Source organism: Novosphingobium guangzhouense, from assembly GCF_002896965.1.
Taxonomy (GTDB): Bacteria; Pseudomonadota; Alphaproteobacteria; order Sphingomonadales; family Sphingomonadaceae; genus Novosphingobium; species Novosphingobium guangzhouense.
In genome coordinates this window covers 63452-80635 of sequence record NZ_LYMM01000026.1, presented here as the reverse complement: position 1 = coordinate 80635, position 17184 = coordinate 63452, and the positions used below count along the sequence as shown (strand labels likewise).

Below are 17184 nucleotides of genomic sequence, written 5' to 3'. Positions count from 1 at the left end.
CTCTCAAAGCGCGATATCGCTCAATGTCGAGGAGATGATGATGGCCAAGGACAGTCCTAAGGGGATCCCCGCAGAAGAACAGGTCGCCGGTGTCGAGCCCTATGATGGGCCGGCAGGCGGCTGGGGTGCATTGAAAGCCGTTGCGCTCGCGGTTCGTGATCAGATGGGATCTTCAAAGGATACCCGCGCTCTCCTCAAGATGAATCAGCCGACCGGATTTGACTGTCCCGGCTGCGCCTGGCCCGATCCCAAGAAGACTTCGTCTTTCGAGTTCTGTGAAAACGGCGCAAAGGCGGTCACGTGGGAGGCCACGACGAAACGCTTGGATACGGATTTCTTCGCACAACATAGTGCAACCTCGCTGTGGCAGTGGAGTGATTACCAGCTTGAGGATGCCGGTCGATTGACCCACCCCCTGGCCTACGACCGCGATAGCGACCACTTCGTGCCTATCAGCTGGGATGAGGCATTCAATCGCATCGGTGCTGGCCTTCGCGCTCTCGACGATCCCAATCAGGCTGAATTCTATTGCTCAGGCCGTGCATCGAACGAAGCGGCCTTCCTCTACCAGCTGATGGTGCGCGCTTATGGTACCAACAACTTCCCGGACTGCTCGAACATGTGCCACGAAGGCACGAGCATGGGCCTTCCAAAGTCGATCGGCATTGGCAAAGGCACCGTTACGCTGGAGGATTTCGACGAAGCCGACGCTATATTCTGCATCGGCCACAATCCTGGTACGAACCACCCGCGTATGCTTTCGACGCTTAGCAACGCTGCACGGCGCGGCGTACCCATCGTCGTTGCCAATCCCATGAAGGAGCGGGGGCTTGAGCGGTTCAAGTCGCCGCAGCATCCTACCGAAATGCTTTCGCCGAACTCCACCCAGCTTGCCTCCGCCTATCATCAGGTTCGGGTCGGTGGTGACAGCGCCATGCTCAAGGGCATCATGAAGGCGCTGTTCGAAGCCGACGCAGCCGATCTGGCCCGAGGCGGCGCTGGCCTGCTCGATCGGCCATTCATCGCAGAGCACACCCTCGGGATTGATGAGCTTCGCGAAAGTATTGAAGCCCTCGATTGGGACACAATAGTCGCGCGCGCCGGCCTTTCGAAGGCGGCCATCGAAAGCATGGCGGAAACGTACTCGAAGGCAGAGCGGGTCATCGTGTGCTACGGCATGGGCATCACGCAGCACGCCAATGGCACCGCGAACGTCCAGGAACTTGCCAACCTGCTGCTCCTCCGCGGCAACATGGGCAAGCCGGGCGCGGGAATCTGTCCTCTGCGCGGCCACAGTAACGTGCAAGGCGACCGGACCGTAGGCATCACCGAACTACCCAGCGAACCGGTGCTGGCGCGTCTCGACGCTTACTTTGGTATTACCAGCCCGCGTGCGCACGGCCATGCGGCGGTCGAGGCGTTGCAGGCGATGCGCGAAGGCAAGTCGAAGGCCTGCATTTCGCTGGGCGGCAATCTTGCGGTTGCGATGCCCGATCCGGATGCCTGCTTCGAAGCCTTCCGCAAACTTGAGCTCTCGGTCAACATCCTGACCAAGTTCAATCGGACCTGTCTGCTTTTGGCCAAGGAGACGATCGTTTTACCTTGCCTTGGCCGAACCGAGCTGGATGAGCAGGCGGAAGGCCCCCAGTGGATCACGGTCGAGGATTCGATGTCGATGGTCCACGCCTCCCGCGGCTTTCTCAAGCCCGCTACCGTTGACCTCAGGTCTGAACCCGCAATTGTCGCCGGTATGGCAAAGGCGGCTTTGCCGGACATCGATATCCCTTGGGATTGGCTCGTGGCGGACTACGATCGCATACGAGATGCGATCGAGGCTGTGTTCCCTGATTTCAGGGACTTCAATGTCAGAGTGCGCCAGAAGGGTGGTTTCCGGCTGACCGTCGGTGCCTCCAAACGAGTCTGGAACACGCCGTCAGGCAAGGCCCATTTCATCGCGCATCCCCTGACTGGCGCTGTGAATGAGGGGGGGAGTCTCATTCTTACGACGATCCGAAGCCATGATCAGTACAACACCACGATTTACGGGATGAACGATCGATACCGCGGTATCACGGGCCGACGGGACGTGATTTTCGCGCATGTCGATGATCTTGCCGAACTCGGGATCGCGCATGGGGACATGGTCGATATCGAAGGAGCGCCGGGGCGGTCTCTCACCGGATATACGGTCGTCGCTCACGAGATCGCGCGCGGCTCCCTTGCGGCTTACTATCCTGAGGCAAATTGTCTGGTCCCCCTGGACGACCATGACCGGACCAGCGGCACCCCATCGTACAAATCTGTGCGTGTGAAGATGACCCGCAGTCGATTGACCGCGAATGCCGCCTGACGCGAACTTTCATCGTATCGAAGCCAGCGGGGCGGTGTCCGTGCACCCGAGAACGATCGCGCTAGAGGTTCCCATCGCTTTCGAACCGGGAGGTGTCGGATACGCCGTGCTGATGGCTACGCCGGAAAACCTTGAGGATTTCGCCTACGGGTTCGCCTGGAGCGAACGGTTGATCGACCGGCCCGATCAGATTGATGGTGTCATCAGCCATTCTACGGACGATGGCATCATTCTACGATTAGGTCTTGCGGTGAACGTGCTGGCACGTGTCCATGACCGCGTCAGGCACAGGGCATCGGAGTCCTCATGCGGCCTATGTGGTCTGGAGAATCTGGAGCAGGCGATGCGTCCACTTCCGCGTTTGCCGGATTCATCGGCTCTTTCAGAAAAAGCGGTATTTGCGGCGCTTGCTTCTTTGGGTGATCATCAGCCTCTCAATCGCGCAACCGGCGGCGTCCATGCTGCCGCATTCTGTTCGAGGGACGGCGCCATACAACTCGTGAGAGAAGATGTTGGGCGCCACAACGCTTTCGACAAGCTGATCGGGGCCATGCTGCGCGAAGGGATTGACTGGGATGGTGGCTTTGCGCTCCTGTCCTCACGGTGCTCCTATGAACTGGTTGAGAAGGCCGTTCTGGCGGGCTGTCCAACCTTAGTTACGATTTCCGCACCCACCGCGCTAGCGTTGCATCGAGCGCACGATGCCAATCTGCAGCTTTATGTCCTCGCTCGACCCGACAGCGTTCTTCGCGCACTATGACACAAGTTCTCGGAGCAGTTCTGGCAGGGGGGCGATCAAGGCGCTTCGGCAGCGACAAGGCGTTAGCAGTGGTCGGAAGCCAACCCCTGTTGTCGCACGCAATCGACACCTTGCGAGATGTAACTCAGGCGATCGTGGTTTGCGGTCGTGAATGGCCGAACGAGATTTCGCTGGAAGACCGCCCTGCGCCGGATATGGGGCCGTTGGGGGGGCTGAGTGCAGCGCTACATTATGGCCAGCAAAATGGCTTTGAATGGGTGCTGACGTTAGCGTGTGATACGCCCTTCGGTTCCTCGACAGTTTTGTCGGATCTGATAAGACGACAAGAAGCGGCCTTTGTCGATCGGCACCCTGTAATTGGATTGTGGCCTACCAAGGCTTGTGAGGCGCTTGATCAGCTTCTGGTAGCCGACGGCAAACATTCCTTGCGTGCCTTTGGCCGTTCCATCGCGGCCGCTCCGTTGCAGACTTCTACCAACATCGCAAACTTCAATTTCGAGATGGATTTACAGCGGTGGCTGGCCGGACCGGAGAGCATTTAAGTGAAACCGACGCGTATTGCTTTTGACGATGCTCTCCAGAAAGTCCGTGATCACGCTTATGCCGGACCGTGCGAGGTCTTGCCCGTCATAATGGCGAACGGTCGGATTCTGGCCCAACCGGTCGTGGCCCAACGCAATTGCCCTCCGTTCGATATGTCCGCAATGGATGGCTTCGCTATTCGCAAAGACACCCTAAAACTGCCTGGCGACCATTCCCTCTGGATCGGCGAAGCGCAGTTCGCCGGGGAGCCAATGCGGCCACTAAGCAAAAATGAAGCGCGCCCGATCTATACTGGAGCCGCAGTGCCATCTGGCACCGGCGCGGTTCTGGTTAAGGAAAAAGCGAATATCGCGGGAACCAGTCTCCTCCTTTCCGAGGCCCTCATGGCGGGCGCGAACATTCGCCTGACCGGTGAAGACGCTCGTCTCAACGAGACAGTTTTGGACAGGCCGATACGTCTCAACCCAGCGATGGTCGGGACGCTCTCAGCCTACGGAGTTACCAATGTAACGGTCCGCGCGAAACCGCGGGTCGCGATATTGGTCTTGGGCGACGAACTGGCAGGCAGCGAAGATGCTACTGCCGATCAGATCATCGATGCGAACGGGCCGATGGTACGGGCGCTGTTGGAAGATGCCGGGTGTAGCATCCTGCAGCATACCCGGATCAAAGATGACGCGCAGGCTATCTGCGAAGCTCTATGTTCTGCTCTGGATAACGGTGTGAATATGATCATTTCCACTGGTGGCGCCTCCGTAGGCGCCAAGGATCTGTTGCGCTCATCCGTTGAAGCGATTGGTGCCTTGATCTACTTCCACGGCGCTCATATGCGGCCAGGCAAGCCGGTTCTGTTCGCGACGAGCCGATCGGGTGTACCGATTTTCGGGCTTCCGGGTAACCCAGTCGCGGCGCTGGTCGGAGCACGTTTCTTCATTATGTCGGCCATCCGAGCCTGGTACGGAATGTCGGGTGAACAGCCCATTCTTCGTTGGTCCGACTGCCAGGATAGCGGCCAAACACGCATACTGAAGGCCTACGCCAAGCCTACTGAAGCAGGGTCAGCCGTCGTTGTCCTCCCCGGTCAACAGTCTCATATGATGAGATCGCTGTTGGCAGCCAACGCATGGATCGTCCAGGGCGGTGATCAGCCACGGCGGTTATTCCCCTTGTTTGATTTGCTAAACGACAGAGCTGACGAGTGAATGAGCGCGCGGATACGGGACGCGGCCTTTGGGCCATGCTCCGTCCCTTCGATGATCGCGATCCAGCGGAAGGCCGGAGGGTGCATTCCACGGCGTGGCCCCGACCAGCGCCAGATCGACCGGCCTCTCCATCATGGCCTGGACCGTCATGACATCATGATCGCGCACAACGCAGTTGAAGATATTGTTGGGAAAATCGCTGCAGTTTAAAGGTTTAGTCCAAGGTTCTTCTCCGGCAGGCCCGGAATTTGGCCGTCATCACGGCCAGGCATCGGCGGAATGCCGGTGAGGTCATCAATGGTGGTGTCGACGATGCCGAGCCCATCCCCCTCGAGGTGATCCAGCAGTGCTTGTCGGAGCGGATCGGCGTCTTCCTTGTCCTGCGCGGGGGCAGGGGGCTCATCAGCGCCGGGATCGTAGATCTGATCAGAATTGGCATCGAAAGTGGAATAGTCAGTTTCCGATGGTCCCATCGGCGGCAGGTCATCCAGATCCATTGAATCGGAACCAGACATGCCGTTCTGGCTCGTCTCGACTTCGCTACGGCCTGCGGCCGCGTTGTCGTTGCCATTGGCGCCAACTCCAGCGCTGCCGTCCTGTGCATCGGCTGCGGGCATTGGGGGCAGGTCGCCCAAATCAGCGGTGGCATCGCTGCCAGGGCCGTTCGGCGCGCCACCGGCACCGCTCTCAGCCTCGAGCGCATCGAATGCGGCGGTAAGTGCAGCGTCAGCCGCTTCCTGCTTGGCATCTACACCATCGATGTCGAGCTGCCCGGTGCTCTCGAGGGCGGCAGTCTTGTCGCCGGGGTTGGAGTTCAAACGCCATTCCAGCTTCTCGCGATCGTCGACGATCATGGTGAGCCCGTCACGAACGCGGGTAACGAGGACGTTGAAAAGACGGTGGTTCGAAAGGTTGTGCTCGTAAGAAAGCATCACGCCGATGCCCTTGTCGGTGGTGACACCCTGCGCCATGTGCATGTTGAGGGCATAGGCGAGGTCCATACGGCTCAGCATGGGATCGCCACGCTCAAGCGTGACCTGCTCCTTGTTGGCAGTCTCGAAAGTGACGCTGCCGTTTGCGATCGAGACGATTTTGGCGAGCGCGGAATTGTCGAGGCCGCGGTCCTTGTCGGTCGCGGTCCAGCGGATTGTATCGCCTTCGTGGATCTTCAAGGTCTGGAGTGTGGTCAACTCAAGCCGGTCGCGACGTATGGCGGGATCGATACGCTGAGGATCGAATCGAATGTTTCGCCCGTTGGGTCCGGTGATCTGAACCTTGCCGTTGTCGAAGATCCGACTAACCTGATACTGGCCGCGGCCGAGACCAACCTCCCGCACCTGGCCGGTGACGGTGAGCGTCTGGCCGACGGTATAATGATGGGCATAGCGCAGCTGCTCGCGCTCTTTGCTAACCCGGTCATGGACAGTGACATCGAGCCCGTCGCCCTTGAGCGTGCCCTCGCGCAGAAGCCCTTCCTGGATCGCGGAGTTGATTTCTGCGCGCGTCTCGCGGCCCGAGGCGAATACAGCGGTGGCGGCGCGGTCCTCTGCAGAAAGTGCCAGCCATGTCTCGGCTGCCTCGGCTGCCGGTTCCGAATGCTCGGTGACATTCTCGCCAAGCACCTTGAGCGCGGCGCCGGCCCGGCCGGTGTTGGCGAGGGCGGCAACGGTGAGAAGCTGCTTGTTCTCGGGATTGATGCGCACGTTCTGCTCCATGCGCTCCATGGTGATGCCGCCCGCCTGGACCATGGCGAAAGACTTGCCCCAATCGATCGAGGAGAGCTGCTGGCGGTCGCCAACGAAGGCTACGGTCTCGATGCCGAGAGCCTCGGAGATACGCATGAGTTTGAGCATATCCTCGCTCGAGACCATCGAGGTTTCGTCGACGACGACGATGGTGCCGGCCAGTTCGTTCCGCCTCTGCTGAGCACCAGGACTGCTCGGGTCGCTAAGGTATTTCTCGTTCTGCCATATGAATGATGCGATCGTCTGTGCCGAAACCCCGGCCTTTTCCATGTCCTCGGCCGTGAGGTGCTTGGGCACCATGCCCTCGCGCATGTCGCCGACCATCTTGTTCTGGAAGGCGAGGCCGAGGACTTGCTTGCCTTCATCGCGCGCGACTGCGGCGACAGCCTGCAGCATGGTGGACTTACCAGCGCCGGCGACGCCCTGGACGACGACGTAGCGATCCCCGCTCGAGACGATCATGGTGGCGGCCGCGAGCTGCCCCTGATTCAGTTCCCGGGCCGACGCGGCTTCCTGAAGCCGGGACGGCGCACTGGCAGCGTCAACGATCGAGGTGCCTTTACCTTTGCCGGCATCGACGTGATCAAGGATCGATTGCTCGATCTTCAACGCTTCGGGCGTAGTGACAGCATCGACCAAGCGGCCCTTGTGCCGGATCTGACCGGATACGAGGTCGCCATTCTTGATAAGCCGATCGATCCGCGCCTCGACGTTGTCGATCGTCACGCCCTTGAGGCCAAGATCGAGAGCCGTCTTGGAAACCTGATGGACTTGGAAAGCGGCTTCACGCTGACTGAGAATGCGGACGGCCGAGGCGACGGCCAGTTGCGCGCGCGCATCGCCCGGCGACCCGGCCAGACGCGCAATACCGGCATCGACCAGTGGTTCAGGGGATCGCAGAAGGCCGGATACAAACTCGCGCGCTGTGTTCACCACCTCGAGCATCGCCTTGTAGCCCCGCACGGCGAGGTTTTCCGGCTGTTCGCGAGAAGCCCGCAAAGCCGCGGCGAGGACGTCCTTACCGTCAAATCCGAGCGCTGCAGCTCGCTCGATCCAGCCTTTGACCATGCCTTCGCGCTCTTCAACATTCAGTTTGGCATCGCGGGTGTTGACGGTGACGATGTCGCGCCCTTTGGATGAGACGATCCCAAGCTGCTCAGACTTAATGAGGATTTCTTCGCGGCGGGTGCTGTTGGCGTCGATGACATCCTTGGGGACACCGACGACCTCGAACGTGCCGTGCTTGCCGTCCAACTGAACCTTGTAGCCCAGCTCCTCCATACGGGTCCGCAGGAAGGCGTGCTGGATCGAGCCGATGACTGTGTTGTTGGACCAAATCTTGTCAGCGTGAAGCGCCTGCCATTTGCCGTCGGGCATGCGCGTCATGTTGGCGACGATGGAATGAATGTGGAGTTGCGGATCGAGCGCCCGGCTCGTGTCGTGCTGGAACAAGGCGTAGACGAGATTGCCGGTCTGAACAGCCGTCGTCTTGCCATCGACGGTCTTGCGACCTTCGGCGAGGTTTTTCTCGACCCATGCCATGGTATCCTTGACCGAGAGCGCGAATGCCCCGTCAGGTCCAAGGATGCGCTTGTCGCCGGCTATGTAGGCCATGATCGATACTGATTTTGGAGCGGAGAAAGTCAGGTCGTAACCCGGTCTGCGGTTCTCTTTCGCCTCGATCTGCTCGCCAGTGGGTGTCTCGCCCAGCAGAACCTTTTCGAACGCCTCACGGGTGACGCTTGAACCTTCCGCGATCGGGCTGTCGGAGAGGCCGGCGCCGCTCCATTGGCTGACCTCTCCCGCCTGCTCATTTGTATAATAATCACCGGCAACGAAATCGTCGTTGGTGAAATACTTCGCGGCGCCACCAGCGGAGCGAACGGATGCGATGGAGTGCATCGGTCAGTCTCCGATGCCCATGTCTGAATCACCCAGATCGTGGTGATCGTGACTGTGGTTTTTTCCATCGCCCGTGCCGAAGCCATCGCGCGCTTCGCGCACACCCAGATCTTCCTCGGCAGGATCGATCGGTCCTTGAGGCGCCTCAACGCCGGCGTCCTTATCGGTTGATCGGGATGATACTTCCTGGCCGTCGCGTCGGGCGGTGGAATTTTCAGGCAGCGCAGCTTCACGCTCTGGAGTATCGATCCCGTTAGGGTCGGTGGAATTGTCCTGCGCCGTGTCACCAATCCCTGTCGCGGATTGTGCGGCGCCCGGGTCCATACGTTCAAGGGCCTCTCGCGCGTTTGGATCGCGACCCTCCTGCTCTTCGCGTTCCTGCTCTGAGGGTTGCGACAGGATATTGGACGCAAGAGCAATCGGGCCTTCGCCTGCCTTCTGTTCCTCTTCGCTGAGCGCGATCTCTTCACCTCGCCCGCCGTCATCACCACCCTTTGGCTTACCCCCACCTCCGCGAACCTTGCCATCTGGATCGTCCGGCTTGTTCGGTGGCCGCCGAATGAAACCTTCTGCGACCTGCGGGTATTGCTGCCACTGCAGACGGACGCGCGCAGCAGGGAAACCGTCAGGGAATTTCACGAAGCCGTGCATCGAAGGCAGGTTCATGATGTCGTCAGGGATGACGAGCGGTTCGATCTGCTTGCGAGGCGTCAGTGTCGATGCGTCGCGGGTGGAATTGTAGCCGTAGGAATAGCCCTCATCCATCTGGCGGATTTCGCGATTGCCGATGTAGCGGGCGCACTGCTCGGCCGTGTCGAGATCGGCCGCTGCGAGCATGAGCTTGGTACGCGCGAGCGATGACAGGTTGCGGGCGTTTTCCTCGCCGTAAACCTGCACCAGCTTGTCGAAGGAGTGGAGGCCAAGGATCATGGCGCCGCCAAAGTTTCGGGCAGTCTGGAGGCCGTCCTCGATGGCAGGGAGGCGGTGCAATGCGCCCAAGGGATCGTCACCGGAACGGCGGAGACCCGCAGGGGCTCCGGGAGCCGCAGGCGACTAGAGCCCGGTCTCGCCGCAGGCGAGAGGACCCCTAATTTCCTGCCTGAACGCCAAGAAGATAGTCGATTTCAAGGCATCAATGGTAGGAAGGCCATCGTTCTGATATTGCCTGTTTTATAGGCAACGCAGCCTCGTGATAGGAAGGTTATCGTGATAGACCAGGATGACCCACTCGCGGGGCGTTGGATTAAATCCGCGACGACCGAACAGCAAGGCAAGCCGGTCGGAGATAACCGATTCAGAGTTAATGTCTCCAAGAAGTTCTATATTGCGCAGCTCACCGGCGCTTTCTTAAATATATATGAAACTGCTGAGCGCGTCGTTCACAAGAAGGCCGGTTTATCGTTCGTTATTTTTGAAGGAAATCGTTACCAGTTAAGAGCGCCAGAGGATTTAGGCCGTATTCTAGACATGGCCTTATCCAAGGGTGTTCATGTTAATCTCGGCGGATTGGAGCTAGATAAATAATGGCGACGTAAGATCGAGCTATTTCCCTTCATCTACATAGTAACGAAAGCTGCCCTCAAAAATTTCCAGACTGAGTATGGTTCAGTGCGCCCTCCGCACCCCGGCCGAACAAAACGCAAGAGGAAGTGATTGAGGGTATCGTGATTTTATTGAGCGAGGCAGCGTGATAGAAAACACCCCGACATTGACGCGATCGGGTCTCGCGGATGCCTTGCACCGCAAGGTTGGCCTATCGAAGTCTGACGCTCTGCATATGGTCGAGCAAATCCTTGAGCGCATGACCGATGCTCTGGCGTCTGGCGAGAACGTGAAGATTTCGAAATTCGGCACGTTTCTGCTGAACGACAAGGACGCGCGTGTCGGCCGCAACCCCAAGACTGGCGAAGAGGCGACGGTTTCGGCGCGGCGGGTGGTGACGTTCCGGCCGAGCGAAGGGTTACGGATGCGGTTCGCCGGAGTTCGATGAAGGAGGTCCGGCAAAGCCGGTTTCTTCCTATCGAGGATGCGCTCCTGCATTTCGTTCCAGATCAGGAAGACGATCACGCCTGCAAATGTCCAACCGGCGAGCCCGACGACTGACCACTTGCGCCATTCGAGGTGGGACAGGCCGGTTGCCTCGGCAAAGATTGGGGCCAGGGCAATGCTAGCGATCAGAAGGATGATGACGCTTATCCATGGCGCCCAAAGTCGCCGATGACTCCAGGGCTGGACGAGCAGGAGCGCGAAACAGACCGGAGCGAGGATTATCATACCGAGGTTGGTCCAACTCGAGGCGGACAGATTGTCCTGTGCGAGGCGATAGCCGGCGAACGCGGCTACCAACGGTACGCAGATCCACGGCCAGTTGAGAAGCAGATAGCGGCGTAGCCGCTGGGATTTCGACGGCGGGGGTGCGTCGGGATGGGGAAGGGTGAAGGCGCCCGACATATGTGTCGTGACAGCGAGCAGCGCGAAGGGCGCCGCTACGCATATGATGATCAGCATGAAGTGTGTCATCAGGCACGTCCTTTTGGTCCGGGATCACGCAAAGAAGAGCGTATCCATGAGTGAGAGGCAAGTCGGGGTCGCCGAAATCCGCTGTGTTTTGAAATCCATCGCGTTCTGGCGTGCTGGATGCACAACCCGAGGCAGTGTATGTTGCGCTGCGATATGATCACGTCGATGGCAGGCCCTCTTCGGGGGCAAGCCACTAAACCTGAGGGTGAACCGTCGATGATACCGCAATCGATCCTGTGCCTGATAAATCGTCACAAGCCCGACCGGAATAAGGCCCGGTGGGATGGTTTTCATTACGTCGGCGCCTGCACGGCGTGCGGCCGCGAGGTCTATCGCCTCAAGTCAAAGACGTGGCGAGCGATCGGCAGCGGCTGAGTATGGGAGCCGATGAAGGTCATAGCTGATGCTCACCCGGTTCTATGCCGGTATAGGTTGCAAGTCCTATCCACGAGCCGTTACCGCCGCAGAACTGGCGGACAATGTCGCCACGATCCCAATGGCCGGTGAAGATTCCGCGCCGGTTGATGCCGCCAACGGGGCGGGTGCGCGCTGCGAGCAGACGGGCGCGTCGGGTGTCTCGATCAAGGTGGCGCAGAGGTTCCATGGTGGTGATCCTTTCTGCAGGCGATCGCAGCGGTTGGCGGCGGGTCGCCGGTCTGACAAGGATTTAGGTACAGGGGGTATCGGGGATGTCAGACCGGCGGGGAACAAGACTGCTACTCGATCGCCAAGCCAAAGTTTGAGTTTCAATTACTAACAAAGGGTTAACTCCGCCCTCCTTGGAAGTTCAACACGATCAAGACGTCCAGTCATTTGAACGACCGAACGGGCCTTGACTTGGGTGTTCACTTAATGTTCTAACCGCCTCATAGGTCTCACCGAAGGAGAAAAACCTATGCAGATGAAAGACGTATTGGAGGGCTACAATTACGATCTGCCCCTGATGGACGCAGTGAACGATGTCGAACTTCGACCTGTTCGTCGGTTGCTGGCGGGAGCCCTTATGGGTGAAAGCCTGGATGCCGGGTATTTCGCGACCCGCGAAATGGCGGATGCCTATTTCGACCTGTGGAACGACGCCCGCAAGGGCGTGAGCTATGGCGAGGGCTATGCGGCCTTCGAGGAAATCCTGAAGGATAAGAATCCACTGCAGATGAAGCTGTGGTATCTGACCTGCGAACGCGATCTGAACGAAACCGTGAGCGACATGCGCTGGCTGGCGATCCTCGCGAACCGGCGCGCCTACATGGCGCGGGCCGTGCGTGAATCGGGAGCAGAAGTGCTTCATGTTGCGGCACGCAACCTGGTCGCTGGGAAGACGCCCGCCGAACTAGTGGCGGATCAGAAGGTCTGGAATTGAGCGCTCAGGCTACGAGCGCAAGAATGGTTTCCGGCTCGCTCGGCTGATGCCGCGAGTCGCGGAAGGGTTGCAAGGGGTCGTCGGTGCGCACGACGAACTGGTCGGCGCCGGTGGTGTCGCGAAGCTGGCAAGCGACGGCATAACACCTCTCGAATGAGGTGAGATGGCGTCGTCGGGCTGAGAGAGACGAGATAATCATAAGTTTGTCCTTCGGGTGATGTCCTTCGGGTGATGTGCGCAGATGCGCGGGAACGGACCTTGCAGGTTCGTTCATGTTAAATTGACCCATTGCGATCTATCGTGCTTGCAGCCGGAATCGACGTTGAGGCGTTGCTACGGCTGATCCACAGTAATGCATGGGTCTCATTCAATCGACGGGGTCGAAGCCGCTGCTACGGTTTCGGCCCCGTTATTGCATCGAGGCGGCGTTGACGCTCGGCGCGCAGCTGCTCGACCAGGTGTGGATCGGCATGTGTCTGGATCAGGTGCAGAAGCGCAGCGTCGGGAAGACGCACGGGATCGAGGCGTGGTCCTTTCGCTTTGGGCTCCGTGCGGCCGAGGCCCAGCAACACGATGCGATTACGGACCTCGACGAGGAGTTCACCGCGCTCTACGCGGGTGAAAGCCCGATCGAGCCCATAGAGCCAACCGGAGTTGACCTGGACGAGCATAGCCTCGCACCGGGCGAGATCGTCGGCATGCCGGCAAAGCCGGATGTGCTCGACGGTGAGTTGGCGCGCGGTTCGCCGGACGCGCTCGTAGTGATCGGAGCTGGTGGTTTCGATCGCGAAGAGGCGATGCATGTGGCGCACCCATGATCCCATGCTTTCCCAGGCAAAGGCGTTAGCGCTGGACTTGAGGATTTTTCGGTAGGACCGGATCGGTGGCGATGTGCGGGGAGGTTGCTTGTCGCCGTGAAACAGGTCGGATTGCCGCGCGCTCATGTGATCGGCTCGATGTCGCGAACCTCGACCATCCGGATCTTGGCGGTGCGCTCTGCACCGACAGGGTCGAGGAAGACATAACAGTGGTCAGCGAAGGTGCCGTTGCACGATCTCCAGATGACGCCTTCGCGGCCGAGGAAAAGGTGCGGTCCATACGCGGGATCTACGGCTCCCGGAGCATCGACGATGCGGACCCGTTGTCGTACCTGGAGCCAGTTTGCGGCGCCCTGCAGAATCGCGGCTTTGTCGTCCCTTGAAAGATAGGCGGGGCGATCTGCCCGTTCCGGGCCGAAGGTGGCAAGGGGATCGTCCGCGATGCGATCGAGCTTTGCTTCGATCGTTTCCATGGCCGGTGTCTCGACCTCGGCCGCAGGCCGGTGCCGCCGGTAGTGGGTGATAGTTCGTCCGCTGAACAAGTCCGCCTGGGAGCCGAGGACGCGCTTGCTTTGCTGTTCGAGCTGATAGGCTCGGCGCCAGTGGTCATCAGGGGTGAGGGGGCGCGCTGGCGCAGGTTCGGAATAGACGATCGCCATAAGCTCAGCGAACTCTTCGGGAGAGACTGTGGCGAGTTTGCGATTGTATCGCATGCCCCCTACGCGAAGCTCTTTGCTAGCTTGGGTCATGGGTTGTGACCCCGAAATGGCTGGCCACCGCATTTAGATGTGCAGCGAGCGCCCGTTCAGCATCGGCCGGGTCGGGCAGCGAGGCGACCGGGAAAAGGCAGGGATACCGGAAATCCAAACGGGCATGGTAATCCGACAGATGACGGATCAGCCGTGATGCGTCGGCCGAGATCAGTTGGGAATCCGGGCACTGCCTGAGGTAGTACCGCTCTGCCCCATAAAGATCGTGATTGATGAAATGCATGAGGTCCATCTCGTCGAAGCCGTGCTTTTTGAGCAGCGATTTCAACGACAGCTCGAGGGCGTGACCCACGCTCTGCCAGAACGGTGCTTCACACTGGTTCCCGTCCAGCAATGTGCGGGTGGCACGGCCGTACTCGAGCGCCATTCGCAGATATCGGACGCCCAAATCTTCATCGCTGCGAGATTGCTCACGCATTGGTTTCTCCTCGAGGCTGATTGAAGTGCTGCCTTCGCGGCCAGGATTGACCTACAGCGGGTATGGCCCTAAAACGGTATTCGCCATAAGATGTTGATATTTAACATAATAGTTGTTATCGCGCCAAAGCTATGCCCATGTTGCAGGGGACGCGCGCGCGTGTGATGATCGCCCTGTCGATGCAGGAGCAACGCGGATGATGGACCCGAAACAGATGACCGACGAACAGTTGGTCGATGCATGGGATAAAGTCGAAGACGGTGAAAACCTTACTGATTTCGAAAAGGCCGTGCTCGACGAAATTGAGCGGCGCAACATCGACTTGTAGAACGTCGTTAGAGTTATGACGATTTGTGCATGTGCATCGCAGGCATCTTGAACGTGGACACGAGAATGCTAATGGCCGCGCCAGGTGCCGGGTAAACGCGACCGCCCGGCACCGCCTTCATTTTATTCGGCCTTGGACACGGCGCTCTCGATTGGATTGGCCAGGTCCGGATCGACGACAGGCTCGGCATTAGCAATGGCGCTGAATGCCGCTTCGCTCAGTTCCTCAGGAGCAAGGGCGATGTGATCGAGCCGTGCCAGGCGTTCGTATTCCTCAGCCGACAGCATGACGACACGCACGGCACCATCGCGCTCGACCGCGATCGGGTGGATCATGGCTTTATCGCAGTAGAAACCGAAGCGCCTCGAAACTTCGCTCGAGCGGAAGGTTTCCATAGACAACCTCACGGTCTGATCTCCTGCAATTGAGGCCAGCGGCTGTTATGGCGCCGGTGTGATCGCCTGTTGATTTGGCTGAAAGCTGATACGCAATCCAAGGGCATCGGCAATTTTGCCGATCGTCGCGAAGCTCGGATTCCCTTCACCGGACAGGGCTTTGTAAATGCCTTCACGGCTAAGGCCGGTATCGCGTGAGAGCTTGCTGAGATTGCGAGCGCGCACCACGTCGCCCAGAGCGGCGGCGATTACGGCGGTATCACCATCCTCAGCAGCGGCGTCCAGATAGGCCGCAATGTCCGCTTCGCTCTTGAGGAAGTCGGCGGGATCGTAACGGCTAAAAGTCACGTCCATGATTTCATTCCTTCCATGCGTTCGCGATTGACTTTGCCTGCGCGATGTCTCGTGCCTGGGTGCTCTTGTCACCGCCGCAAAGCAGGACAATCACGATGGGGCCGCGCTTCATGTAGTAAACGCGGTATCCCGGCCCATAATCAATGCGAAGCTCGGATATTCCATCCCCTACGGGCTTTACGTCGCCCGGATTTCCGAGGCTCAAGCGACGCAGGCGGATCTGTATCCGGGCTTTCGCATTTGAATCGCGCAAACCAGCCAACCATTGATTGAAGGCGTTAGACTGGATCATCTCGATCATGTGATAACCATAGTTGACACACCCCTTACTGTCAACCGTGGTTGGCAATCGGAGCATCGGCCCGCACCTTAGAGATCCTCGCGAACCATGATCGTCATGACCCTGCGCGTGACGCTGGCGTCGGTGGGATCGGGCGAACCCCATTTCAGGTTGGCGTCATAGGCGTCGATCTGGAAATAGACGGTCGTGCCCCGGTATTCGATCTGGCCCCGATCGCGCTCGGTTCTGTCGTCGTCAGGATAGGTGAACTTGCGCACCTCTGCGAGGATCTGGGCCTGGGCCACAACCTCGGCCACCGGATTGTTGGCAAAGGTGCCGAGGCAGGTGCGGGTGATAACGGTTCGCCCGGTACGGTCGAGGCCGTGTCGGCAACGATCGTTGAGACGGGCGATGATTTCGCGTTCGGACATACCGGCTGCGACGGTTGCGAGGGACATGGCAATTCTCCTGTGGGTCAGGCGGCGAGACGGGGGCGCTGCGATACGGGCACGGCAGCGTTGAAGCGTTCGATCCAGCTGCGCATGGTCGGGCGCTCGTCGACGGGGATCGAGGCCGCGACGTCCTGAAACTGGATCAGGTCGAGCGGGGCATCACTGATGATCCGGTCGATGTCGTCGGCGGGCAGCAGCCGTTCATGGCGGATGAAGTCCGTCATGCGTCCCGGTCTCGCGCGCGTGGATTTGCGCCAGAGACCTTCGACCGTATGGAGGCGCGGTGCGGCGCGCGCTTCGACAAGGACGATCAGGCGAAGGCACCATACGGGCAGATTGCGGACTTCTGGCGGGGTCATCCCGATGCAGAACCAGCAGCTCGATTTGGGCGGAACGGGCAGACCAGCAGCGGCAATGCGGCGTTCGCACGCTTCGCGGTCCATGCCCCATCCGCGCAGCGGATAGCGATAGTCGTAGAGTGGATCTTCGATCTTGGCGGCATGGGTGTAGCGGATCGTATCGCGCTTTCCGGCATCGAAACCGATCAGGCGCGTCACCTTCTGGCCCCTTGCCCATGCGTCGATCGCGGGCTGCCATGTTTTCAGGAAGGCGTCCTGTGGCGCTTTCTTATATTTCAAGCTGCAGCTCGAACCGCCGAGCGATTTGCTGGGCAGGGTCGCGTTGGTGAGCGCCATTTCGAGCAGGGAATAGTAGGGCGGCCAGTGCTTGAAGCGGCGCGGCTGATAGCGAACGATCTCGAAAGGGATGCCGCGTGCTGCCATCCATGGCCGGATCACGTCGAGGTACTCGTAAGTGGCCGGCTTCTCGACGCCGGTATCCGCCGTGATGACAAGGTCCGGCTTTTCGCCACGCGCTTCCAGTTCGACCAGGAGCGCGGTGGAATCGACACCCACGCCATAGGCGAGGACGTTCGGGGCGCGGGGCGGCAAGAGGAAGTCCGGAACGCGGGTTCCCGCGTCCACGACC

General features: G+C 59.6%; 19 protein-coding genes and 1 pseudogene. 9 read left to right on the top strand and 11 right to left on the bottom strand.

What is annotated here, in order from left to right:
* Positions 1–37: 37 nt before the first annotated feature.
* The 4 genes from A8V01_RS08060 to A8V01_RS08045 are packed head-to-tail and all read left to right on the top strand — an operon-like array spanning position 38 to position 4855.
* On the top strand, positions 38–2350 hold the full coding sequence (locus A8V01_RS08060; RefSeq protein ID WP_425437289.1) for an FdhF/YdeP family oxidoreductase: 2313 nt from the start codon (positions 38–40) through the stop codon (positions 2348–2350).
* On the top strand, positions 2340–3110 hold the full coding sequence (fdhD, locus tag A8V01_RS08055; protein WP_103095407.1) for a formate dehydrogenase accessory sulfurtransferase FdhD: 771 nt from the start codon (positions 2340–2342) through the stop codon (positions 3108–3110). The genes A8V01_RS08060 and fdhD overlap by 11 nt, the downstream gene beginning before the upstream one ends.
* Positions 3107–3652: a molybdenum cofactor guanylyltransferase gene (gene mobA, locus A8V01_RS08050; RefSeq protein ID WP_103095406.1), complete on the top strand. Its 546-nt coding sequence runs from the start codon at positions 3107–3109 to the stop codon at positions 3650–3652. The genes fdhD and mobA overlap by 4 nt, the downstream gene beginning before the upstream one ends.
* Positions 3653–4855 (top strand): molybdopterin molybdotransferase MoeA, encoded by a 1203-nt coding sequence (locus A8V01_RS08045; RefSeq protein WP_103095405.1) that lies wholly within the window; start codon positions 3653–3655, stop codon positions 4853–4855.
* Positions 4856–5061: 206 nt separating this feature from the next.
* Here the strand turns inward: A8V01_RS08045 and mobF are convergent, their stop codons facing one another.
* Entirely contained in the window at positions 5062–8502 is a 3441-nt protein-coding gene (gene mobF, locus A8V01_RS08035) for a MobF family relaxase (RefSeq protein ID WP_103095403.1), read from the bottom strand.
* A gap of 3 nt (positions 8503–8505) precedes the next feature.
* Positions 8506–9507: pseudogene (locus A8V01_RS08030) on the bottom strand (type IV secretion system DNA-binding domain-containing protein); the annotation flags it as partial.
* A 201-nt stretch (positions 9508–9708) separates the two neighbouring features.
* On the opposite strand from A8V01_RS08030, the gene A8V01_RS08025 reads away from it, so the two are divergent.
* Together A8V01_RS08025 and A8V01_RS08020 are read left to right on the top strand one after the other, a co-directional pair.
* Positions 9709–10026, top strand: a complete 318-nt coding sequence (locus tag A8V01_RS08025; RefSeq protein ID WP_103095402.1) for a hypothetical protein — start codon at positions 9709–9711, stop codon at positions 10024–10026.
* Between the two features lie 166 nt (positions 10027–10192).
* Positions 10193–10492, top strand: coding sequence for an integration host factor subunit alpha (locus tag A8V01_RS08020; RefSeq protein WP_103095438.1), 300 nt, complete (start codon positions 10193–10195; stop codon positions 10490–10492).
* A gap of 924 nt (positions 10493–11416) precedes the next feature.
* Here the strand turns inward: A8V01_RS08020 and A8V01_RS08015 are convergent.
* Entirely contained in the window at positions 11417–11626 is a 210-nt protein-coding gene (locus tag A8V01_RS08015; protein WP_103095401.1) for a hypothetical protein, read from the bottom strand.
* A gap of 291 nt (positions 11627–11917) precedes the next feature.
* On the opposite strand from A8V01_RS08015, the gene A8V01_RS08010 reads away from it, so the two are divergent.
* Entirely contained in the window at positions 11918–12382 is a 465-nt protein-coding gene (locus A8V01_RS08010; protein WP_103095400.1) for a hypothetical protein, read from the top strand.
* Positions 12383–12386: 4 nt separating this feature from the next.
* On the opposite strand, the gene A8V01_RS08005 is transcribed toward A8V01_RS08010, so the two are convergent.
* A complete protein-coding gene (locus A8V01_RS08005; RefSeq protein WP_245892380.1) occupies positions 12387–12656 on the bottom strand; it encodes a hypothetical protein in 270 nt (89 codons plus the stop codon).
* A gap of 154 nt (positions 12657–12810) precedes the next feature.
* Here A8V01_RS08005 and A8V01_RS08000 point away from each other — a divergent pair, with 154 nt between their 5' ends.
* Positions 12811–13200 (top strand): hypothetical protein, encoded by a 390-nt coding sequence (locus tag A8V01_RS08000; protein ID WP_146037224.1) that lies wholly within the window; start codon positions 12811–12813, stop codon positions 13198–13200.
* Positions 13201–13322: 122 nt separating this feature from the next.
* Here A8V01_RS08000 and A8V01_RS07995 read toward each other — a convergent pair whose 3' ends face one another.
* Positions 13323–13859: a hypothetical protein gene (locus A8V01_RS07995; protein WP_103095397.1), complete on the bottom strand. Its 537-nt coding sequence runs from the start codon at positions 13857–13859 to the stop codon at positions 13323–13325.
* 76 nt (positions 13860–13935) lie between these two features.
* Complete coding sequence (locus A8V01_RS07990) at positions 13936–14388, bottom strand: hypothetical protein (RefSeq protein WP_146037223.1); 453 nt, start codon at positions 14386–14388, stop codon at positions 13936–13938.
* A gap of 196 nt (positions 14389–14584) precedes the next feature.
* Here A8V01_RS07990 and A8V01_RS29540 point away from each other — a divergent pair, with 196 nt between their 5' ends.
* Positions 14585–14716: a hypothetical protein gene (locus A8V01_RS29540; RefSeq protein ID WP_281256481.1), complete on the top strand. Its 132-nt coding sequence runs from the start codon at positions 14585–14587 to the stop codon at positions 14714–14716.
* A gap of 122 nt (positions 14717–14838) precedes the next feature.
* Here the strand turns inward: A8V01_RS29540 and A8V01_RS07985 are convergent, their stop codons facing one another.
* From A8V01_RS07985 to A8V01_RS07965, 5 genes are all read right to left on the bottom strand, one after another.
* Positions 14839–15111: a type II toxin-antitoxin system Phd/YefM family antitoxin gene (locus A8V01_RS07985; protein ID WP_202408366.1), complete on the bottom strand. Its 273-nt coding sequence runs from the start codon at positions 15109–15111 to the stop codon at positions 14839–14841.
* A 45-nt stretch (positions 15112–15156) separates the two neighbouring features.
* On the bottom strand, positions 15157–15465 hold the full coding sequence (locus A8V01_RS07980) for an addiction module antidote protein (RefSeq protein ID WP_103095394.1): 309 nt from the start codon (positions 15463–15465) through the stop codon (positions 15157–15159).
* 4 nt (positions 15466–15469) lie between these two features.
* Positions 15470–15766, bottom strand: a complete 297-nt coding sequence (locus A8V01_RS07975; RefSeq protein ID WP_103095437.1) for a type II toxin-antitoxin system RelE/ParE family toxin — start codon at positions 15764–15766, stop codon at positions 15470–15472.
* 68 nt (positions 15767–15834) lie between these two features.
* Complete coding sequence (locus A8V01_RS07970; protein WP_103095393.1) at positions 15835–16203, bottom strand: DUF3768 domain-containing protein; 369 nt, start codon at positions 16201–16203, stop codon at positions 15835–15837.
* A 17-nt stretch (positions 16204–16220) separates the two neighbouring features.
* Positions 16221–17180, bottom strand: a complete 960-nt coding sequence (locus A8V01_RS07965; protein WP_103095436.1) for an adenine nucleotide alpha hydrolase family protein — start codon at positions 17178–17180, stop codon at positions 16221–16223.
* Positions 17181–17184: the final 4 nt, after the last annotated feature.